The organism is Amycolatopsis palatopharyngis (genome assembly GCF_003385185.1).
Taxonomy (GTDB): domain Bacteria; phylum Actinomycetota; class Actinomycetes; order Mycobacteriales; family Pseudonocardiaceae; genus Amycolatopsis; species Amycolatopsis palatopharyngis.
The window spans coordinates 38,345-59,535 of record NZ_PQHZ01000035.1; the positions used below are offsets into that span (position 1 = coordinate 38,345).

The window sequence follows — 21,191 nt, forward strand, 5'->3', positions numbered from 1 at the left end:
GGATGGGCTGAGGTCATACCTGCCTCACCCGCCGAAGGCGCTGTTCATCTGCTCGGCCGCACCGGAGAGCGCCATCCGCACGTCCTGCTCCCCGGTCACCACCTGCTGGACGGCCGTCGGCAGGATCTGCTGCGCGTCGATCTGGGACCAGGCGGGGGTGGCCGGGACGAACTTCGTGCCTGCCTGCAGGGTGTCGATGAACGGGGTGAGGAACTCGTCCGAACCGGCCAGCTCCGACTGGGTTCCCGACAGTGTCGGCAGGTTGCCCATCGCATCGTACATTTTGGACTGATACTCGGGGCTGCCGAGCAGCTGGGTGAACTCCACGGCGAGGCCGCGGCGTTCACTGGCGTCGAAGACGCCGAGCAGGTTGCCACCGGCGAACGCGGGGGCGATGGAGCCCTTGTCGGTGCCGGGAAGCGGAACGACGCCGAAGGTGTCGCCGAGTCCCTCCTCGATGGCCTTGCGGTTGAAGTCGCCACCGATGGTCATCGCGGCCTTGCCTCCCGAGAAGGCCTGCACGCTCTGCGTTCCCGTCATGTCCGCGCACTGCTGCGGCGGGCAGATGTCGGCGCTGATCAGCTCGGTGTAGGCGGAGACGCCTCGCTGTGCCGCGTCCGAGCTGAGGGACGCGCGCCACTGGTCGCTCTCCTGGGTGGCGAGTTCGCCGCCGTGGGCCCAGAGGAACGGCAACATCGCGTACGTGTACTTCCCGCCGACGGAGATTCCGTAGAGTTCCGGCTTCTGCTTCCGGATCTCCCGTGCCGTGTCGGCCAGTTCGTCCATTGTGGCGGGAGGTCGCATGCCGAGCTCGTCGAAGACATCGGTGCGGTAGTAGAGCGCACGGACTCCGGTGAACCAGGGAAGGCCGTAGACCTTTCCGTCCACTTTGGTCGTTTCCAGCACGCTCGGTAGCAGGTCGGCGCCATGCTCCCAGGACTCGATATCCGAGGTGAGGTCGGCCATCGCCCCGGTCTCGACGTAGCTGGCGACGTCGGTGTTGCCGAACTCGGCGACGTCCGGTGCGTTGGACGGGTCGTTGAAGGCACCGGAGAACTTGTCCGCGCGGCCTTCGACCGCGACCCACTGGACGTCGACGTCCACGCCCTCGTGTGCCGCTTCGAACTCGGCGATCGCCTCGTTCACCACCGCTTCCTTCGGTGCGCGGTTCGCCTCGTCGAAGAGCCAGACCCGGAGGGTGCCGGTTCGCGCGTCCCCGCCCTCGCCGGCGGGTCCCGATTGCGCCGGGGCGCAGGCAACCGCGCCCACTGTCGCACACGTGGCGAACAACGCCGCGATCGTTCGAGTGATCTTCATCCGTCACCTCGTTGCACTGTTTGCAATCTACGTTTCATCATTAGCAACAGATCGTAGAACCGCCCCAAACCCCAAAACAAGGGGTCTAGACCAATTAAGAAGGGGCGTCTGCAAGTACCACCAAGCAAGATCGAAAAGGCAGTTTTCTACCGCCGACCGAACCGCAGTTGGTAGTAGAAAAAGGAGATGATGATCTTGCTTGGGTGTACTTGCAGGCGTACCAACTCAGGCGAAGGTGACTATCGCTGCTGACGGGACACTCACCGAGCCCGCGACTGAGCCCGGTAGACCGGTGTGGGGATCGCGGGGCAGCCAGGTGACCGTGCCCGAACGCTGGTTCGCCACGTAGATCCACCGTTGCGAAGGATCCAGCGTGAAATGCCGGGGCCAGACGCCGCCGGTGCTGACGTTGCCGATCCGCTGCAGGGCGTCACCAGTTCTCCCAGCGGCGAATGTCGCGATGGTGTCCTCGCCCCGGTTGCTCGCGTAGACGAATCGGCCGTCCCCGGACACGGCGATCTCGGCCGGATACTGTGGCTGTTGCGCATCGTCGTCCACCGTGGGCACCGGCTCGCCGAGGGTGAGCTCGCCGCTGCCCGGGTTCCAGGCCGCGATCGTGATCTCCGGCCGCAGTTCCCCGAGGATGTAGGCGAATCGGCCGCCGGGATGGAACGCGAGATGCCGCGGCCCCGCACCCGAGGGCAGGCGCACCTGCCGGTGCGGTGCGAGTGTCCCTGCCCTGCGGTCGAGGTGGTACACGTACACCGAGTCCGCGCCGAGATCGACGGCGAGTACCCAACGGCCGGTCGGGTCGGTGAGCACCTGGTGCGCGTGCGGCTCGCGCTCGTCGCCGGTGTGCTGGACCAGATCCGTCGACTCGCCAAGGGTGCCGTCGCGCAGGATCGGGTGCACCACAACGGTTCCGTCGGTGTAGTTGGCGGTCAGCAGGTGCCGCCCGCCCGGGTGCACGCTGAGGTGCGTAGGACCCGCGCCGCGGGTGGAGCGGGTGCCGAGCACCCGTGGTCGCCGAGGATCGCAGACGTCCACCGCGGTGACCGTGCCGTCCGGCACGAGTTCGTTCGTCACGTACATCCGCCGCCGATCCCGGGAGAACGCGAGGAACGAGGCATCGGGAACGCCGGCGACCGTGGACACGACGTCGAGGGCTGCTCTCGATCTGGCGGCCACCTGCAGTCCCTGCCCAGGAGGTGAGCCCCAGGTCGAGTAGCTGCCGAGAAACGCCGTCGCGCCTCCTCCCGTGGTTTCCGCTGCTCGCGGTGCGGCGAACGCGGCCGGTGCGGTGAGAACGGTGCCCAGCCCGGCGGTTCCGGCCGCCCCGAGGAATCTCCGACGATCCATTCCGGTCATGACCCCTACTTTCGTTGTGTACCCAGTGGTATCCGCATTCGCGGAGGTCCAGACGAAGGCCATCAGTGCCGTTGCGAGGCCGAAGCCGGTCAGCGAGAGCACGGTCCGCGTACGCGGGGTGTCGGCGACCGAGATCCCGAAGTAGCGCGAGACGATCCAGAACACGCCGTCGCAGACGTGCGAAGCGATGAGCGACCCGGCCGAGGCCGCGACGGTCAGCGGCGCGAGCTGTGGCCGGGTGTAGCCGAACCGCGCGAGCACCGTTGCGGTGCGCATGCCACGACTGCCGCGGCCACCCGGGCGCCGAGCTCACCGTCCACTCCGGATTCCGCGCAGTGCGTGTCCTGCGAGGGCTCCGGTGGGCCTGCCGTCGTCGATCGCGGTGACACCGTTGACCCAGACGTGCGAGATGCCCACCGGTTGTCGCCGGGGCTCGGCGAAGGTCGCCGTATCGGCCACTGTATCCGGATCGAACAGCACGAGATCGGCGGCATGACCGGGCCGCACCAGACCACGGTCGGCAAATCCCAGCCGCCGAGCGGCCCTGCCGGTGAGATGGGCGACGCATTCTGCCAGGTCCAGCACGTCCAGGCCGCGCACATAGTGGCCGAGGTACCGGGGGAACGTGCCCCACGCGCGCGGATGCGGACGCGCGCCGACAAGCAGCCCGTCGCTTCCGCCGGTATGCGCCGGATGGCGCATGATCGTGCGTACGTTCTCCTCGTCGCCGACGTGCATCAGGCAGGAGGTCCCGAGCCGCTCGCTGAGCAGGACATCGAAGTACAGCGCGGCGGGGGCGACTCCCTTGGCATGTGCGGACTCCGCGACGCTGTGCCCGACCAGATCTGCGTTCTCCGGACGGCGCACCGCGTTGATCTCGATTCCGGCCCAGTCGACCGGCACGCCGTGTGCGCCGTCGGACCCGGTCTCCTCGATCGCCACCCTGATTCGCTCGCGTGTGTCTGGATCGGACAGACGTCGCAGTGTCGCTTCCAGTCCACCCTCGGCCGCCCAGCTCGGGAGCAGGGCGGAGAGGTAGGTCGCGCCTGCGAGGTATGGATAGGTGTCGAGGGAGATGTCGCAACCGTCCGCGATGGCCGCGTCCAGCAGGTCGAGCAGTTCCGGTGCCCTGCCCCGGTTGACCGGGAAGTTCATCGTGGCGTGCGCGAGATGTAGCGGGCAGTCCGCGCGACGGCTGATGGTCACCATCTCGGCGAAGGCCGCCAGCGCATCCGCCCCGTAACTGCGGTGGTGCGGGCAGAAGTACCCGCCCCGCGCGCCGACCACCTCACACAGGGCCACCAGTTCGTCGGTGCCCGCGTACATCCCTGGGGTGTAGGTGAGCCCGGCAGACATGCCGACGGCGCCCTCGTCCAGCCCGCAGGCCACGAGTTCGCGCATGCGATCCAGTTCGGCCGCGGTCGCGGGACGGTCCGCGAAGCCGACGGCCAGCATCCGCACCGAGCCCTGGGGCACCAGGTAGGCGGCGTTGACCGCGATGCCTTGGTCGAGCCGGTCGAGGTACTCGCCGACCGAGCGCCAGTTCCAGTCGAAGCCTGGCGGATCGTCGTTCCAGCCGGCCAGTTGTGCGCGCAGCGCCTCGAGTGTGCTGTCGTCCACAGGTGCGTACGACAGTCCGTCCTGCCCGAGTACCTCGGTGGTCACCCCTTGGCCGAGCTTGACCAGGTGGTCCGGCGCGGCCAGCAACTGCAGATCGGAGTGAGAGTGCATGTCGATGAATCCGGGGGCCAGTACGAGCCCGGTCGCGTCGACCGTCCTGCGCCCGGTGAGTGTTCCCGCGTGCGCGACCTCGGCGATCCGGCCATCGGAGACGCCGACATCTCCGGGGTAGAGCGGCCGACCGGTGCCGTCGGCGATCCGCGCGCCACGTACGACGAGATCCATGTCGCTCCTCGGGACAGGGGACGGGGAGGCAGGGCAATCGGCGGCGGGTCAGAAGTAGGTGCGGACGAAGTCGACGACCGTCTCTCCGTCGCGGTCCACGACCGGCAGCAGGGGCCATTTGTCGAAGACCGTGCAGGGATGGGAAAGGCCCAGCCCGATCCAGTCGCCGACTTCCACGGGCGATTCATCCGGTAGCCGGAGGAAGGCGTGCTGGTCGTTGAGCGCGGTGACCTCATGCCCGTCGAGCCGGGCGGGAAGACGGCCCGGTGCGCGGTGCCACTGCGGTTCGGGCAGTCCCTGATCGAAGGACGCGTCCCGCCTGCCGAGGGTGAGCAGCGCGAGGTGCGGCTCGGGTTTGGAGGTCACCTGTGCCCACGCGCGCAACGCCGACCGCAACGATTCCCCTGCTGAGCGGGGCGACGTGCCGAGCGGGGAGATTCCGCGGTAGAAGCCGTCGTCGTGAGTGAGGTAGGCACCGCTGCGCAGAATGGGCAGCACGTCCAGGTCCTCGGGCCATCCGGTCGTGATGCCCTCGGCGACCCGGTCGAAGAAGGCGCTGCCGCCCGCCGTGACGACGGTCGGGCGCGACCGGTCCAGCAGGTCCTGTTCGGACAGTGCGAGAACCAGTGAGCGGAGATCGTCAAGATAGGAGTCGATACGGGCGAGGGATTCGGGGGTGGCGTCGTGGGCGAGCACACCCTCATAACCGCCGGCGCCGGTAAGCCGTAGTGCGGGGCTGTCGCGTACGGCGGCTGCCACGGCGAGCGCGCTGTCGCGATCACGGACACCGGTTCTTCCACCGGCCGCCCCCAGTTCCAGTAGCACGTCGACCGGCCTGCTCGCCCCGGCAGCGGACAGCGCCTCGGTCATCAGTGTGACTCCGCGAACCGAGTCCACCCAGCAGGCGAAGGTGAACTCCGGATCCCCGTCCAGCTCGCCGGCCAGCCAGCGCAGTGCCGACGCGTCGATCAGCTGGTTCGCGAGCAGGATCCGCGACACCCCGAACGCGCGGTAGACGCGGAGCTGACCGGCGTTGGCGGCGGTGATGCCCCACGCGCCATGTTCGAGTTGGCGTTCGAACAGCTGCGGGGCCATCGTGGTCTTCCCGTGCGGCGCCAGGGCGACCCCGTGCCTGGCGCACCACGCCGCCATCGTGGCGAGATTGTGCTCGAGTGCCGCTGATTCTAGGACCACGAACGGGCCGAGGAAGCCGTCGTCGAAAAGTCGGGGCCGGATGGCGGTCGCCTCTTCGATCGTTCTGCCGCACAGTTCGGTGGGCACCGACTTGAACCGCCAGTCGAGCGTCTCGGTCCGAATGCGTGCGACAGCTGTGGAGTCGAGGCTGCCTGCCTTCGGTGGATGGTTGCTCATCGGAGTTCCTCGGAATCCTGAAGGGCGTCACGTTGCATGGGATGCAACGGCTGTTGCGTGCAATGCATCACAAAGGTGTAGCATCGCCGATGCGGCTGGTCAACGCTGCCGAACACCGATGACGAATCTGGAGGGTGTCAGTGGCTGGCGGTGCTCCTGCTCCCGAGGTGCTGTGCCTTGGGGAGTCCATGGCGGTGTTCGTGCCGTTGGAATCGGGTCCCGCGCACACCGTGCGGACCTGGAACCGGACCATCGGTGGCGCGGAGTCCAATGTGGCCTGTCATCTTGCCGCGCTCGGTACATCCAGTGCCTGGGTGAGCGCCGTCGGGGCCGATCCGTTCGGCCGTGCGCTGGTCGAGGAGATCGCCGCCTCTGGCGTCGACGTCACAGCGACCTATGTGGACCCCGAAAGGCCTACCGGCGTGTACTTCAAAGAGCCGGGCGCGCGCGGTGGCCCTGTGCGGTACTACCGGGCGGGATCGGCGGCGTCAGGCATGGGGCCCGGCCTGCTGGCCGAACTGGATCTGGGAGGTGTACGGCTGATTCACCTCAGCGGCATCACGCCCGCGCTCTCGCCGAGCTGCGCCGAGCTGGTGCGGGCGGTGCTGACCGCTCCCCGTGAGGGCAGATTGGTTTCCTTCGACGTCAACTGGCGTCCCGCGTTGTGGCCCGGCGGGGACGGTGCCCTGCTCGCCGAGCCCGCGAACCTCGCCGACATCGTGCTGGTTGGTGACGACGAGGCCGAGGTGGTGTGGGGAACGGGTGACGCACATGCGTTGCGGGCCCTGGTCCCGCAGCCGGCCACGCTGGTGGTCAAACACGGCGAACGCGGGGCGACGCTGCTCGAACGGGACCGGGACGCGGTGTTCGAGCCCGCGCTACGAGTGCGGGTCGTGGAGCCGGTGGGGGCGGGAGACGCCTTCGCGGCGGGGTTTCTCGCGGCGACCCTGCGTGGAACCGCGCCACGACTGCGGCTGCGGCAGGGGCACCTGCAGGCGGCGTCGACACTGCTGACCCAGGATGATGTGGGCCTGCCATTGCCGCCCGGCGTTGTCGGCGAGCTGCTGGAGGCCGACGAGAGCGTATGGGCGGCGGCCGAACTGACCGCCCGTGCCGTCCAGCGGAGGAACCGCCTTGGCGAAAGCGCCATGCGGAGCGTGGCCAGGGAGGACGCATGAGGTACCGGCACCGTGACCATGCCGGGTGTGGTTGTGAGCGATGTGGAGCCCGCCGGCGTTTGAGGCGGGTGGCATGAGCCAGAGTCTGGATCGGGCGTTGAGTCTGCTGGGTGGTCTCGCGAGGGACGCGCGCACACTCGACGAGCTGGCCGAGGAGGTCGGCGTCCACAAGTCGACCGTGTTGCGGTTGCTGCGCACGCTGGAGGCGCACCATTTCGTCCATCGGGAGGGGCCGCGCCACTACCGGCTGGGCAGCGCGCTGTTCGATCTCGCCAACCAGGCACTCGAGCAGCGCGACGTACGACGCAGCGCCGAACCCGCGCTGGCCGAACTCAACGAGCGCACCGGCCACACCGTGCACCTGGCCAGTTACGAGGACGGCGAGGTCGTCTACATCGACAAGTTCGAGGGCAGGCACTCGGTCCGGATGTACTCCAGGGTCGGTAAGCGAGCCGCGCTGCACTGTACGGCGGTGGGCAAGGTGCTGGTCGCCGCGTTGCCCGAGCAGCGAAGGGGCGACGTCGCAGCCGGGATCGACTATCCACGGATGACGGCGAACACCATCGGCAGCGCGCAGGAGTACCTCACCGAACTCGCCGTCGTGGCCGAGCGGGGGTACGCGGTGGACAACGCCGAGCACGAGGACTTCATCCACTGCGTCGCCGCGCCGATCCGAGGGCAGGGCGGAACAACGCTGGCGGCGGTCTCGCTGTCGGTCCCTCGGGTACTGCTCGACTACGAGGGCCTGATGGCACTGGTGCCCGAGCTTCTCGCCGCCGCCGAATCGGCCTCGCTCCTCAGTGGATGGAGCAAGGGGCAGTGAGCAACGACAGGAAAGGGAACTTGATGACGAAGGTCACGATCAGTACGGAGAACGCGCCCGCGCCGGTGGCCGCCTACGCACAGGCGGCACGCAAGGGCAACATTCTGCAGGTCGCCGGGCAGGTGAGCATCGATCCGAAGACAGGTGAGGTCGTGGGCACGACCGTGGCCGAGCAGGCGCGGCAGACGGTCCGCAACCTCGAGGCCGTGCTCGACGGGGCAGGCGCGAGCCTCGACGACGTCGTGATGATGCGCGTCTACCTGACCGACACCGCGCACTTCGCCGAGTTCAACGAGACCTACAACGCGCTCGTCCGCGAGCCGTTCGCGGCACGGACCACCGTGTACGTGGGCCTGCCCGCCGGGCTGCTGGTCGAGATCGACGCCCTCGCCGTGCTGGATTCCTGAGCGCGTTTGGGCACTGAGCCCGTTGACGGGCTCGCGCCGCCGTGTCAACGTCGGTTGATTCCTCAACGGATGCAAGGTGGAGGCGGGACTTGACGGAGTACCTGAACGAGACGGTCTTCACCTGGGGCGGCGTGCCGCTGAAGTTCGGCGCGGGAGCCGTCGACGAGATCGGCCACGATCTGGCTCAGCAGGGTGCGGCGCGAGTGTTGATCGTGACCGACCCCGGCCTCGTGGCCACCGGCATCCCGCAGCGGATCGCGGACGCGGCCAAGGTGGCCGGACTGACGGTCGAGATCTACGACGGGGTGCATGTCGAGCCGACCGACACCAGCCTGGCCGCGGCCGTGGAGTTCGCCCGCGGCTCGCAGTGGGACGGATTCATCGCGGTCGGCGGCGGTTCCGCGATCGACACCGCCAAGGCCGTCAACCTGCTCACCACCTATCCCGGTGAACTGAACGACTATCTGAACAAGCCGATCGGCGAGGGCAAGGCGCCGCCCGGTCCGCTCAAGCCGCTGGTCGCGGTGCCGACCACCGCGGGAACCGGGGCGGAGAGCACCCCGGTGTGTGTTCTCGACCTGCTGGACCTGAAGGTCAAGACCGGGATCAGTCACCCAAGGCTGCGGCCGACTCTCGCGGTGGTCGACCCGCTGCTCACGCTGACCCTCCCCGCCGCGGTGACCGCCGCGAGCGGGATGGACGTCCTCTGTCACGCCCTCGAGTCGTACACGGCAAAGCCGTACCACGCGTTCGCTCGGCACACCCCGGAGACGAGGGTGGCCTACTGCGGGTCGAACCCGATCTCCGACGTGTGGGCCGAGCAGTCGATGCGCCTGCTCGGGCGATCGTTTCGCGCGGCCGTGCTGACCGGAGGAAACCTGGAGGCGCGGACCGAGATGATGCTCGCCGCGACCTTCGCGGGTATGGGCTTCGGCAACGCTGGCGTGCACATTCCGCATGCCTGTGGCTACCCGATCGCCGGGATGGTCCGGGACTACGAACCGGAGGGCTACCCGCCAGGGCCTCTGGTGCCGCACGGCCAGTCGGTGTCGCTGACCGCACCCGCCGCCTTCCGCTTCACCTTTCCCACGGATCCCGCGCGGCACCTGCGGGCAGCGGAGCTGCTCGCGCCGGACGCACCCCGCCAGGACGATCCTCGTGATCAGTTGCCCGCGGTGCTGGCGTCGTTGATGCGTGACATCGGCATCCCCAGCGGGCTGGCGGAGGTCGGCTACGACAAGGCCGACGTCGACGGCCTCGTGGCCGGCGCGATGAAGCAGCAGCGGCTGCTCGGCGTCTGCCCGCGTCCGGTCACCGACCAGGACCTGTCGTCCATCTTCCGCACGTCAATGACCAACTGGTGACCCAAACCGCACTTTCCCGGAAAAGCGCGGAAGGGTCAGGCCCCTGACCAGGCAGTTGGGTGCCCCGGCCTCGCACTTTCCCGGGAAAGCGCGCATGGGTCAGGCCCTTGACCTGGGTGTTGGGTGTTGCGGTCTCGCGCTTTCCCGGGAAAGTGCGGTGGGGGTAGGGCCGCTGACCAGGGTGTTGGGTGTTCTGGTTTCGCGCTTTCCCGGGAAAGTGCGAGCGTTGGTGGCAGGGTCAGACGGGGCCGGTGTACTTCTCGCCGGGGCCCTGACCAGGGGCGTCAGGTACGGCGGAGGCTTCCCGGAACGCCTGCTGCAGGGACTTGAGTCCGTCGCGCAGGGGGGCGGCGTGCATGCCGAGGTACTGGACGGAGGATGTGACCAGCCCGGCGAGCGCGGTGATCAGGCGCCGTGCCTCGTCCAGGTCGCGGTGCGGACTGTTGTCGGGGTCGTCGTCGGACAGCCCGAGCCGCTCGGCGGCGGCCGACATCAGCATCACGGCAGCCCTGCTGATCACCTCGACGCTGGGAATGTCCTCGAGGCCCCTGTCGTCCGGCGAACGCCCGGCTTGCGCCGCCCCCGCATCAGGCGACTCATGGACGTGCGGACGGGAATAAATGTCCTCATTGTCAGCGCTGTTTACCACGTCTGGTACCCTTCCACGTGCGACCAGCCCCCGAGCGATCGGGGGCCGCAAGTGGAGCCCCGCTCCCACCCGCGTCGCCGCTGTTCTCCAGGCGGCCGGGTCCGGTCACGCGAAGAGTGATCGCCGGATTTCCGGTGGTGGCCTTCGCGTCTCGCCCGATCTTTTGATCGGGCGTCGATCGGAATGCGGGCCCCGCGCACCATACGGTGACGGGGCCTGAGGTATGTGGGCACCAGGTCGAGAACGATAGTAACTATTCTTCGGACCAAGGAGGCCCCATCAGCTCCGAGACACGCATCAACGACCGCATCCGGGTGCCGGAGGTCCGGCTTGTCGGACCCAATGGTGAACAGGTCGGCATCGTCCGGATCGAGGATGCGCTGCGGCTCGCTCAGGAGTCGGATCTCGACCTCGTCGAGGTCGCTCCGCAGGCGCGACCGCCGGTGTGCAAGCTCATGGACTTCGGCAAGTTCAAGTACGAGAGCGCGCAGAAGGCCCGCGAGTCACGCCGTAACCAGCAGCTGACGGTCATCAAAGAGCAGAAGCTGCGGCCCAAGATCGACCAGCACGACTACGAGACGAAGAAGGGCCACGTGTCCCGCTTCCTCGCGGCCGGCAACAAGGTCAAGGTGACCATCATGTTCCGTGGCCGGGAGCAGTCCAGGCCGGAGCTCGGTTTCCGCCTGCTGCAGAAGCTCGCCGACGACGTCGAAGAGCTGGGCTTTGTGGAGTCCAACCCGAAGCAGGACGGCCGGAACATGATCATGGTCTTGGCGCCGTACAAGAACGTGAAGGCCAAGCCGAAGGCGGCGCGGGAATCCGAGACAGCGGAATCCTGACCGGCCGAGGCGGGCCAGCACAGTCAGCAGCACACCGGATTCCGGTGTGCTGCCGCATGAGAAACGCAGAGGACTACTAATGCCCAAGATGAAGACCCACAGCGGGACCGCCAAGCGCGTCCGGATCACCGGTAGTGGCAAGCTCCGCCGTCAGAAGGCCGGTCGTCGCCACCTGATGGAGAAGAAGTCCAGCAAGCTCGCCCGCCGGCTGGAGGGCACCACCGAGGTCGCCGCTCAGGACGTGCCTCGGTTGAAGCGCCTTCTCGGCCGCTGACCACTCCAGGACTTGCTCTAAACCAACCCGGGGCGCTCGATCGCGCCCCCTGATCGACAGGATGGACCCGTGGCACGCGTCAAGCGGGCGGTGAACGCCCAGAAGAAGCGTCGCGCAACTCTCGAACTGGCCAGCGGATACCGCGGTCAGCGTTCGCGGTTGTACCGCAAGGCCAAGGAGCAGACGCTCCACTCACTCAACTACGCCTACCGGGACCGTCGTGCCCGCAAGGGTGACTTCCGCCAGCTGTGGATCACCCGCATCAACGCGGCGGCCCGGCAGAACGGCGTGACCTACAACCGGTTCATTCAGGGCCTGCGCGCCGCTGGTGTCGAGGTCGACCGCAAGATCCTCGCGGACCTCGCGGTGAACGACGCCGCCGCCTTCACGGCGTTGGCCGAGCTCGCCAAGCAGCACGTGCCCGCGCAGAAGACAGCCTGAACTTCGCGGTGAACCAGCAGCCCGGGGTGTTCTCACACAAGACGCCCCGGGTTGTTGCTGCCCGGAAACTCACCACCCGGTCCGGCCGTGAGGCGGCGGAACGCTTTCTCGCCGAGGGGGCGCAGGCGGTCCGTGAGGCGCTGAGTCACGGCATCGTGCACGAGGTGTTCGTGACGGAGGCCGCCGCGGAGCGCAACGCCGAGGTGCTGGCGCTGGCTGACGGCCGCGTGCGGGTGTCGATGATCGACCGGCGGGCCGCTGAGCTGCTGTCGGAGACGGTGACCCCGCAGGGGCTCGTCGCCGTCTGCGACACCGTGGACGTCCCGCTGGAACAGGCGCTGGCGGGAACCCCCGCGCTGGTGGCCGTGCTCGTCGGTGTGGCCGATCCAGGTAACGCGGGCACCGTGATCCGAGTGGCCGACGCCGCCGGTGCGGACGCCGTCGTCCTTGCGGGAGACGCAGTGGACGTGCACAACGGCAAGTGCGTACGCGCCTCCACCGGCAGTGTGTTCCACCTTCCGGTGGCCCGCAGCCGGGACGTGAGTGCGGTGCTGGCGGCCTGTGGTCGTGCCGGGCTGCGAACGGTGGCCGCCGACGGCAGTGCGGACGTCAGCCTGGAAGCAGCCGAAGGGCTCACCGAACCGACCGCGTGGCTGCTGGGCAACGAGGCGCACGGGCTGCCCTCGGAGGTGCTCGATTCGGCAGACCGGACGCTGCGAGTGCCGTTGTACGGCCGCGCGGAAAGTCTCAACCTCGCCACGGCGGCCGCTGTGTGTCTCTACGCCAGCGCGATGGCCCGCCGCTGTCCCACCACCGGGTGAGCGGGGGCCGGGAGCGCTCAGGCAGCCGAGGGCTCCGGCCGTGTCCCGATCCCGATCACTTAGAATCGCAGGGTAATCGCTCCGTGCGTGCACACCTGTCTGTCCCGCAGCCGTGCACGCGAGCCCCTGTCACAGCGGACGCCGAGGAGTTATGTCCGGAGTCAACGACAAACAAGAGCCGAGTTCGGCCGACGTTCTCGCGCCGGAAACCCTGCAGGCGGCCGTCAAGTCGGCTACCGAGGAGTTCGCCTCGGCGCCGGACCTGGACGCACTCGCCGCGATCAAACCAGCCCATCTCGGCGACAACTCCCCGCTGCTGCTGGCACGCAGGGAGATCGGCGGGCTGCCCAAGTCCGAGAAGGCCGAGGCGGGAAAGCGCGTCAACGAGGCGCGGCAGGCGATCCAGTCCGCGTTCGACGAGCGCCGCGTCGTACTGCAGGCCGAGCGGGACGAGCACGTACTGCGCGAAGAGGCCGTCGACGTCACGTTGCCGTGGGACCGCGTTCCCCGAGGGGCTCGCCACCCCATCACCACCATCTCCGAGCGGGTCGCCGATGCCTTCGTGGCGATGGGATACGAGGTCGCCGAAGGGCCCGAGGTCGAGGCTGAGTGGTTCAACTTCGACGCGCTGAACTTCGGCAAGGACCATCCCGCCCGGCAGATGCAGGACACCTTCTACGTCGCGCCCGAGGATTCCGGACTTGTGTTGCGGACGCACACCTCTCCGGTGCAGGCGCGGACGTTGCTCGAGCGCGAGCTTCCGGTCTATGTCGTCGTGCCGGGCCGTACCTTCCGTACCGACGAGCTGGACTCGACCCACACCCCGGTGTTCCACCAGGTCGAGGGGCTCGCGGTGGACAAGGGCCTGACCATGGCGCACCTGAAGGGCACGCTGGACACCTTCGCCAAGGCGATGTTCGGCGAGGGCTCCGGTACCCGCTTCCGGCCGCACTTCTTCCCATTCACCGAGCCCTCCGCTGAGGTCGACGTGTGGTTCCCGGAGAAGAAGGGCGGACCCGGCTGGGTCGAGTGGGGTGGTTGCGGGATGGTGAACCCCAACGTCCTGCGGGCCTGCGGTGTCGATCCGGCCGTCTACTCGGGATTCGCGTTCGGCATGGGCCTCGAGCGCACGCTGCAGTTCCGCAACGGCATCCCCGACATGCGCGACATGGTGGAGGGCGACATCCGTTTCACCCTCCCCTTCGGAACGGAGGCCTGAGTGAGCGACCATTGCGAAGCTGCTTGGTCAGGCCGACCGGGTGCGGGTGTCCCGCAGATTACGGAGGCCTGAGTGAGCGATCATTGCGAAGCTGCTTGGTCAGGCCGACCGGGTGCGGGTGTCCCGCAGATTACGGAGGCCTGAGTGAGCGACCATTGCGAAGCTGCTCGGTCAGGCCGACCGGGTGCGGGTGTCCCGCGAAATAAGGAGGCGTAGTGCGAGTCCCCGCCAGCTGGCTGACCGAGCATCTCGGTCTGAGCGAACCGGTGGCGCCCCAGCAGTTGGCCGATGCCTTCGTGCGCATCGGCATCGAGGTCGACGGCGTCCATCCGCTCGGTGAGGTCACCGGACCGCTGGTGGTCGGCAGGGTCGTCGAGATCGAGGAGCTGACCGAGTTCAAGAAGCCGATCCGGTACTGCCGGGTCGAGGTCGGAGATGTGCCGGAGTCGGACGAACCCGGCGAGGCAGGCGAGGCCGCCGAGCCCGCCGTGTCGGTGGACGATCCGGCCGACTCGGACGGTGACGAGGATGTGACGGCACCGGGCCCGCCCACCCAGGGCATTGTCTGTGGTGCCAGCAACTTCACCGAGGGCGACCTCGTCGTCGTCGCGCTGCCCGGAGCCGTGCTGCCCGGTGGATTCGCGATCGCCGCGCGCAAGACCTACGGCCGGATCAGTGAAGGAATGATCTGCTCGGCGAAGGAGCTCGGGCTCGGTGAGGACCACGCGGGCATCCTCGTGCTGCCGACCGGCGCCGCGAGCCCTGGTGACGACGGCCGCGAGGTGCTCGGGCTCGACGACACCGTGCTCGAGCTGGTGCCGACGCCGGACCGCGGTTACGCGCTGTCCATCCGCGGCTTGGCCAGGGAACTGGCGTGTGCGCTGGACGTGCCGTTCGGCGACCCCGCCGACGGCAAGGCCATCGAGATCCCGGAGGCCGAGGGCGACGCGTGGCCGGTCCGGATCGAGGACCCTTCCGGATGCAGCCGGTTCGTGGTGCGGCGGGTCACCGGCCTGGACGCCGGTGCGCCGACGCCGTGGTGGATGCAGCGGCGGCTGTTGCTCGCCGGTATCCGGTCGATCTCCCTCGCGGTGGACGTCACCAACTACGTGATGCTCGAGCTTGGGCACCCGCTGCACGCATGGGACACCGGTTCGGTGCGGGGTGACCTGGTCGTGCGCAGGGCCAAGCCCGGCGAGAAACTGACCACTCTGGACGATGTCGTGCGGGAGCTCGACCCGGACGACGTGGTCATCGCCGACGACAGTGGGGTCGCCTCGCTGGCCGGCACCATGGGCGGTGCGGGAACCGAGATCTCCACCGAGAGCACCGACGTGCTGCTCGAGGCGGCGCATTGGGATCCATCATCGATCAGCAGGACCGCTCGCAGGCACCGGTTGTTCTCCGAGGCGGCGAAACGGTTCGAGCGGTTCACCGATCCGCAGCTGTGCGCCTCGGCGGTAGAGCTTGCCGCGCGCCTGCTGCGTCAGTACGGCGACGGCAGCATCCAGCCGGGCCGCACGGATGTGGGTGAGGTTCAGGCGCAGCCCGCGGTCACGATGCCGATCAGCCTGCCGGACCAGGTGGCAGGGGTGCGCTACGAGCGCGGGGTGACCGCGCGCAGGCTGAGCCAGATCGGCTGCAAGATCACCGTGGGCACCGGCGACGACGGCACCGCGCTGGTCACCGCCGTGCCACCGAGCTGGCGCGACGACCTGGTCCAGCAGGCGGACCTGGTGGAGGAGGTGCTGCGGCTCGAGGGTTACGACAGCATCCCCTCGATCGTGCCCTCCGCGCCCGCTGGTCGCGGCCTCACCGAGAAGCAGCGCAGGCGCAGGACGGTCTCCAGGGCGCTCGCCGAGTCCGGCTACGTGGAAGTACTGCCCTTCCCGTTCGTGACGCCGTCCACATGGGACGCCTTCGGCCTGCCGGAGGACGACGTCCGGCGGCGCGGGCTGACGTTGCTGAACCCGCTCGAGTCGGACAGGAATCAACTAGCCACCTCGCTGTTGCCGGGGTTGCTGGAGTCGTTGCAGCGCAACGCTTCTCGCGGTTTCCGTGATCTCGCGCTCTTTCACATGGGCCAGGTCGTGCTGCCGGGCGCGAAGCGCGTTCCGGTGCCCGATCTCGGGGTGGACCGGCGGCCGACCGAGGACGAACTCGCCGCACTGGAGGCCTCGGTTCCGGCGCAGCCGTTGCATGTGGCGGCCGTGCTGACCGGCCAGCGGTCGAGGTCCGGCTGGTGGGGTCCCGGCGAGCAGGCCGGCTGGGCGGACGCTGTTCAGGCCGCCCGGATGGTCGGTGAGGCGGCAGGTGTTCCGCTTCGAGTGCGGGCGGGGGACCTGCTTCCGTGGCATCCCGGACGTTGCGCCGAACTGCTGGTCGGCGACTGGCCGGTGGGGCACGCGGGGGAGTTGCACCCGAAGGTCGTCGAAGCGCTCGGGCTGCCCGCCAGGACCGTGGCCATGGAGCTCGATCTCGACGCCATCCCGCTGCCGGAGGACCGCCCGGCACCGTCGATCTCGACCTACCCTCCGGTGTTGCTCGACGTCGCTCTCGTCGTCGAAGCCGGCGTGCCCTCGGCCGAGCTGGCCGCGGCGCTGCGGCGCGGGGCGGGTGAACTGATCGAGGACGTCACACTGTTCGACGACTATAGCGGCGACCAGGTGGGCGAGGGCAAGCGTTCGCTTGCGTACAAGCTGCGCTTCCGGGCTCCGGAGCGGACGCTGACCGTCGAGGAGGCCACCGAAGCCCGCGACGCCGCGGTGGCCGCGGCGGCGGAACGATTCGGAGCCGAATTGCGGAGCTGACCGGCCGACGTGGCAGCGATCAGCGCCCCCGGATGACGAGAGTCACCCGGGGGCGCTCTGCTTTCCATTTGATTAAGCTTGCGTACGGATGCATAATCATTCGCATGACGGTATCGGTAGCCGTGTCCGGCGCGAGCGGATACGCGGGTGGTGAACTGCTGCGGTTGCTGCTGACCCACCCCGAGGTGGAGATCGGCGCACTGACCGCGGCGAGTAGTGCGGGCAGCCGGCTGGGGGAGCACCAGCCGCAGCTTGTTCCGCTGGCCGATCGCGTACTGCTCGACACCAACGCGCAGACCCTGGCCGGTCACGACGTGGTCTTCCTGGCCTTGCCACATGGGCACTCCGCGGAGATCGCCGCACAGCTCGGCCCGGACGTGCTCGTCGTCGACCTCGGAGCGGACCATCGGCTGACCGGGTCCGCCGACTGGGCTCGCTGGTACGGCGGCGAACACGCGGGTTCCTGGCCGTATGGGCTGCCCGAACTGCCGGGGGCGCGTGAGCGGTTGCGCGGGGCCAACCGGATCGCGGTGCCCGGCTGTTTCCCCACCGGCGGCACCCTCGCACTGGCACCCGCACTCGCCGGCGGCTTGGTGGAGCCGGAGGTCAGCATCGTCTCGGTCACCGGTAGTTCCGGCGCGGGACGCAGCCTGAAGACCAACCTGCTCGGCTCCGAGGTCATGGGATCGGCACGGGCCTACGGCGTGGCAGGCGCGCACCGGCACACTCCGGAGTTCGCGCAGAACCTCGGTGCCGTGGCCGGCGCCCCGGTGACCGTCTCCTTCACCCCGGTTCTCGCCCCGATGCCACGCGGGATTCTGACCACAGCCAGCGCCCGGCTCGCCGACGGCGTGGATGAGCATGCCGTGCGCGCCGCCTACGACAAGGCCTACGCGGACGAGCCGTTCGTCCACCTGCTGCCCGAGGGCGAGTGGCCCGCGACCGCGGCAACCGTCGGTTCCAACGCGGTTCTGCTCCAGGTGGGGATCGATGCGGACGCGGGGCGGCTGGTCGCCGTGGCCGCCATCGACAACCTCACCAAGGGCACAGCGGGTGGTGCCGTGCAGTCGATGAACCTGGCGCTCGGGTTCGCCGAGACAACGGGCCTGTCCACCGTGGGGGTCGCACCGTGAGCATCACCGAACCTCGTGGCTTCCGCGCCTCCGGTGTGGCCGCCGGGCTGAAGGCAGGCGGCCAACTCGACGTCGCCCTCGTGGTCAACGACGGACCTGCCGACGTCGCCGCAGCGGTGTTCACCGCCAACCGTTGCAAGGCCAATCCGGTGCTGTGGAGCGAACAGGCGCTGGCCGACGGTCGCGCCCGTGCCATCGTCCTCAACTCCGGTGGCGCCAACTGCTACACCGGCCCCCAGGGATTCCAGGTCACGCACGCGGCTGCCGAACAGGTCGCCGACGCACTCGGCCTCGGGGCGATCGATGTCGCGGTCTGCTCCACGGGCCTCATCGGCGAGCAGTTGCAGAGCGATGCGCTGACCGCCGGAATCGCCAAGGCGGTGACCGCCCTCTCCGCGGACGGTGGTGGCGACGCCGCCGAGGCGATCATGACCACCGACACCCACAGTAAACAGGCTGTGGAGCATGGCGAAGGCTGGACAGTCGGCGGTATCGCCAAGGGCGCGGGAATGCTCGCGCCCGCGCTGGCGACGATGCTGGTCGTGCTCACCACCGATGCCGAGGTCGATGCCGCCACCGCCGACCGCGCGCTGCGGGCCGCGACGCGGACCACTTTCGATCGGCTGGACTCCGATGGGTGCATGTCGACCAACGACACGGTGTTGCTGCTGTGCAACGGCGCCTCGGGCGCGGTTCCCGCCGCCGACGAGTTCGCCGCCGCTGTGCAGGCCGTGTGCCGCGACCTGGCCCAGCAGTTGCTCGCCGACGCCGAGGGCGCCGAGCACGACATCGCCATCGAGGTACGCGGCGCGGTCTCCGAGGACGACGCCGTCGAAGTCGGCAGGGCGATCGCCAGGAGCAACCTGTTCAAGTGCGCGGTGTTCGGCAAGGACCCGAACTGGGGCCGGATACTGGCCGCTGCGGGCACCACCCGCGCCGAGTTCGACCCGATGCGGCTGGACGTGGCGTTCAACGGCGTATGGGTATGCCGCGACGGTCAGCCAGGCGAACCCTCGTCCGCAGTGGACCTGACGCCGCGGGATGTGGAGGTGGTCGTGGATCTCAAGTCCGGCGAGCACACCGCCACGATCTGGACCAACGATCTCACCCACGCCTATGTGCACGAGAACTCGGTGTATTCGACATGACACCTCCCGAAGCGACGATCCCGCCCGCCGAACGGCTGGCCACCGCGGCGGAGAAGGCCGGCGTGCTCGTCGAGGCGCTGCCCTGGTTGCAGCGCTTCCACGGCGCCACCGTCGTCGTCAAGTACGGCGGCAACGCGATGATCGACGACACGCTCAAGCAGGCCTTCGCGCAGGACATGGTGTTCCTGCGGCTGGCGGGCCTGCGGCCGGTGGTCGTGCACGGCGGGGGGCCGCAGATCACCTCCATGCTGGACCGGCTCGGTATCGAGGGTGAGTTCCGTGGCGGTCTCCGGGTGACCACGCCGGAGACCATGGACATCGTCCGGATGGTGCTCGTCGGTCAGGTCAGCAGGGAGCTGGTCGGGCTCATCAACGCGCACGGGCCATATGCGGTCGGCATCTCTGGCGAGGACGCGAGGCTGTTCACCGCCCAGCGCAAACAGGCCACAGTGGACGGCGAAGCCGTCGATATCGGACTCGTCGGCGAGGTTGCCGGGGTGAACCCGGAAGCCGTGCTGGACATCGTCAACGCGGGCCGTATCCCGGTGGTGTCCACGGTCGCCCCGGACGAGGACGGCGTCGTGCACAACGTGAACGCCGATACGGCGGCGGGTGCTCTGGCCGCCGCGCTGGGGGCGGAGAAGCTGGTGGTGCTCACCGACGTCGAGGGGCTCTACGCCAACTGGCCGGACCGCTCGTCATTGGTGGACCGGATCAGGGTCGATCGCCTCGAGCAGCTGCTTCCCGAACTGGCCAGCGGCATGATTCCGAAAATGGAGGCCTGCGTCCGCGCGATCCGCGGCGGTGTCCGCAGGGCACACGTGATCGACGGCAGGCTGGCGCACTCGGTGTTGCTGGAGGTCTTCACCTCGCAGGGCATCGGCACGATGGTTCTTCCCGACGAGAGCGCGGCAGGGCAGGGGCAGGCATGAAGGACGTCACCTCCAATCAGGACGGTCAGCGGCAGTGGCGGTCGGCCCTGATGGACAACTACGGCACGCCACAGCTCACGTTGGTGCGCGGCGAGGGTGCGCGCGTCTGGGATGCCGACGGCACCGAATACCTCGACCTGGTCAGCGGAATCGCGGTCAACGCACTCGGCCACGGACACCCCGCGGTCGTCGCAGCGGTCACCGAGCAGATCGGCACACTCGCCCACACGTCGAACCTCTACGTCAACCCGGTCGCGCTCGAGCTGGCCGAGACACTGCTCGACGTGGCCGGGGTGAGCGGCAAGGTCCTCTTCGTCAACTCCGGGGCCGAGGCGAACGAGGCCGCGCTCAAGATCAGCAGACTGACCGGCCGGACCAAGATCGTGGCCTGTGAGGGCGCGTTCCACGGCCGGACCATGGGTGCGTTGTCGCTCACCGGCCAGTCGTCGAAGAAGGAGGCCTTCGCACCACTGGTTCCCGGTGTGACCCACGTGCCCTTCGGTGACATCGCCGCGCTGGAGTCGGTCGTGGACAGCGAAACAGCCGCGGTCGTTCTGGAGCCGGTACTCGGCGAGGGCGGCGTCGTACCCGCACCGGACGGGTACCTGCATGCCGCGCGGGAGATCACCCGAACGACCGGAACGCTGCTCGTGCTGGACGAGGTACAGACCGGCATCGGCAGGACCGGGGCCTGGTTCGCCTTCCAGCGGGCCGGGATCACCCCAGACGTGATCACCCTCGCCAAGGGGCTCGGCGGCGGCCTGCCGCTCGGTGCGGTGATCGGCGTGGGTGCGGCGGGCGATCTGCTCCGGCCGGGCCAGCACGGCACCACGTTCGGCGGCAACCCCGTCTGCTGCGCCGCCGGTCTCGCCGTGCTGCGGACGATCGCCGCCGACGGCCTCAACGATCATGTCGCCGCGCTCGGCAAGGACATCGCCAACGGGATCGAGGAGCTGGCCCACCCGCTGATCAGCGGAGTGCGCGGCACCGGGCTGCTGCTCGGCATCTCGCTGCGCGAACCGGTCGCGCCCGCCGTGGCGAGCGCCGCCCAGGCCGCCGGTTACCTGATCAACCCCGTCGCGCCGGACACGCTCCGCCTGGCACCCCCGCTGATCCTCAGTGACGAGCAGGCCGCCGGATTCCTCTCGGCGCTGCCCGCAGCGCTGGATACCACCATCACATAAGGACTGTT

19 protein-coding genes are annotated in these 21,191 nt (G+C 68.8%); 14 read left to right on the forward strand and 5 right to left on the reverse strand.

Annotation, left to right across the window (positions count from 1 at the left end; all coding sequences use genetic code 11):
* Positions 1 to 24: 24 nt before the first annotated feature.
* The 4 genes from D0C15_RS23545 to D0C15_RS23560 form a co-directional block, all read right to left on the reverse strand.
* Positions 25 to 1,317, reverse strand: a complete 1,293-nt coding sequence (locus D0C15_RS23545) for an extracellular solute-binding protein (protein ID WP_116049392.1) — start codon at positions 1,315 to 1,317, stop codon at positions 25 to 27.
* Positions 1,318 to 1,542: 225 nt separating this feature from the next.
* The gene (locus tag D0C15_RS23550; RefSeq protein ID WP_116049394.1) at positions 1,543 to 2,961 is read right to left on the reverse strand and encodes a lactonase family protein; all 1,419 of its coding nucleotides are present in this window, start codon (positions 2,959 to 2,961) and stop codon (positions 1,543 to 1,545) included.
* 33 nt (positions 2,962 to 2,994) lie between these two features.
* On the reverse strand, positions 2,995 to 4,590 hold the full coding sequence (locus D0C15_RS23555) for an N-acyl-D-amino-acid deacylase family protein (protein ID WP_116049396.1): 1,596 nt from the start codon (positions 4,588 to 4,590) through the stop codon (positions 2,995 to 2,997).
* Positions 4,591 to 4,638: 48 nt separating this feature from the next.
* Positions 4,639 to 5,961: an amino acid deaminase gene (locus tag D0C15_RS23560; protein WP_116049398.1), complete on the reverse strand. Its 1,323-nt coding sequence runs from the start codon at positions 5,959 to 5,961 to the stop codon at positions 4,639 to 4,641.
* Positions 5,962 to 6,149: 188 nt separating this feature from the next.
* On the opposite strand from D0C15_RS23560, the gene D0C15_RS23565 reads away from it, so the two are divergent.
* The 4 genes from D0C15_RS23565 (at position 6,150) to D0C15_RS23580 (ending at position 9,733) form a co-directional block, all read left to right on the forward strand.
* Complete coding sequence (locus D0C15_RS23565; RefSeq protein WP_116049400.1) at positions 6,150 to 7,139, forward strand: sugar kinase; 990 nt, start codon at positions 6,150 to 6,152, stop codon at positions 7,137 to 7,139.
* 73 nt (positions 7,140 to 7,212) lie between these two features.
* A complete protein-coding gene (locus tag D0C15_RS23570; protein WP_116049402.1) occupies positions 7,213 to 7,962 on the forward strand; it encodes an IclR family transcriptional regulator in 750 nt (249 codons plus the stop codon).
* 23 nt (positions 7,963 to 7,985) lie between these two features.
* Positions 7,986 to 8,369, forward strand: a complete 384-nt coding sequence (locus tag D0C15_RS23575; RefSeq protein WP_116049450.1) for a RidA family protein — start codon at positions 7,986 to 7,988, stop codon at positions 8,367 to 8,369.
* A gap of 89 nt (positions 8,370 to 8,458) precedes the next feature.
* Positions 8,459 to 9,733: a hydroxyacid-oxoacid transhydrogenase gene (locus D0C15_RS23580; RefSeq protein ID WP_116049405.1), complete on the forward strand. Its 1,275-nt coding sequence runs from the start codon at positions 8,459 to 8,461 to the stop codon at positions 9,731 to 9,733.
* Between the two features lie 238 nt (positions 9,734 to 9,971).
* Here the strand turns inward: D0C15_RS23580 and D0C15_RS23585 are convergent, their stop codons facing one another.
* The gene (locus D0C15_RS23585; protein WP_425455416.1) at positions 9,972 to 10,268 is read right to left on the reverse strand and encodes a DUF1844 domain-containing protein; all 297 of its coding nucleotides are present in this window, start codon (positions 10,266 to 10,268) and stop codon (positions 9,972 to 9,974) included.
* Between the two features lie 320 nt (positions 10,269 to 10,588).
* On the opposite strand from D0C15_RS23585, the gene infC reads away from it, so the two are divergent.
* The 10 genes from infC (at position 10,589) to D0C15_RS23635 (ending at position 21,183) form a co-directional block, all read left to right on the forward strand.
* Entirely contained in the window at positions 10,589 to 11,221 is a 633-nt protein-coding gene (gene infC / locus D0C15_RS23590; RefSeq protein WP_116049407.1) for a translation initiation factor IF-3, read from the forward strand.
* 79 nt (positions 11,222 to 11,300) lie between these two features.
* The gene (rpmI, locus tag D0C15_RS23595; RefSeq protein WP_091675522.1) at positions 11,301 to 11,495 is read left to right on the forward strand and encodes a 50S ribosomal protein L35; all 195 of its coding nucleotides are present in this window, start codon (positions 11,301 to 11,303) and stop codon (positions 11,493 to 11,495) included.
* A gap of 69 nt (positions 11,496 to 11,564) precedes the next feature.
* A complete protein-coding gene (gene rplT, locus D0C15_RS23600; protein ID WP_116049409.1) occupies positions 11,565 to 11,936 on the forward strand; it encodes a 50S ribosomal protein L20 in 372 nt (123 codons plus the stop codon).
* Positions 11,937 to 11,944: 8 nt separating this feature from the next.
* The gene (locus tag D0C15_RS23605; RefSeq protein WP_245976154.1) at positions 11,945 to 12,757 is read left to right on the forward strand and encodes a TrmH family RNA methyltransferase; all 813 of its coding nucleotides are present in this window, start codon (positions 11,945 to 11,947) and stop codon (positions 12,755 to 12,757) included.
* Positions 12,758 to 12,908: 151 nt separating this feature from the next.
* Positions 12,909 to 13,976 (forward strand): phenylalanine--tRNA ligase subunit alpha, encoded by a 1,068-nt coding sequence (pheS, locus tag D0C15_RS23610; protein WP_116049412.1) that lies wholly within the window; start codon positions 12,909 to 12,911, stop codon positions 13,974 to 13,976.
* Positions 13,977 to 14,191: 215 nt separating this feature from the next.
* Positions 14,192 to 16,786, forward strand: coding sequence for a phenylalanine--tRNA ligase subunit beta (gene pheT, locus D0C15_RS23615; protein ID WP_116049414.1), 2,595 nt, complete (start codon positions 14,192 to 14,194; stop codon positions 16,784 to 16,786).
* Positions 16,787 to 16,890: 104 nt separating this feature from the next.
* Positions 16,891 to 17,919 carry an N-acetyl-gamma-glutamyl-phosphate reductase gene (argC, locus tag D0C15_RS23620; protein WP_116049416.1) on the forward strand — a complete coding sequence of 343 codons (1,029 nt, stop codon included), beginning with the start codon at positions 16,891 to 16,893 and terminating at the stop codon, positions 17,917 to 17,919.
* On the forward strand, positions 17,916 to 19,067 hold the full coding sequence (gene argJ / locus D0C15_RS23625; protein WP_116049418.1) for a bifunctional glutamate N-acetyltransferase/amino-acid acetyltransferase ArgJ: 1,152 nt from the start codon (positions 17,916 to 17,918) through the stop codon (positions 19,065 to 19,067). Before argC ends, argJ begins: the two co-directional genes overlap by 4 nt.
* The gene (gene argB, locus D0C15_RS23630) at positions 19,064 to 19,999 is read left to right on the forward strand and encodes an acetylglutamate kinase (RefSeq protein WP_116049421.1); all 936 of its coding nucleotides are present in this window, start codon (positions 19,064 to 19,066) and stop codon (positions 19,997 to 19,999) included. Before argJ ends, argB begins: the two co-directional genes overlap by 4 nt.
* Entirely contained in the window at positions 19,996 to 21,183 is a 1,188-nt protein-coding gene (locus D0C15_RS23635; RefSeq protein WP_116049423.1) for an acetylornithine transaminase, read from the forward strand. Before argB ends, D0C15_RS23635 begins: the two co-directional genes overlap by 4 nt.
* Positions 21,184 to 21,191 lie beyond the last annotated feature (8 nt).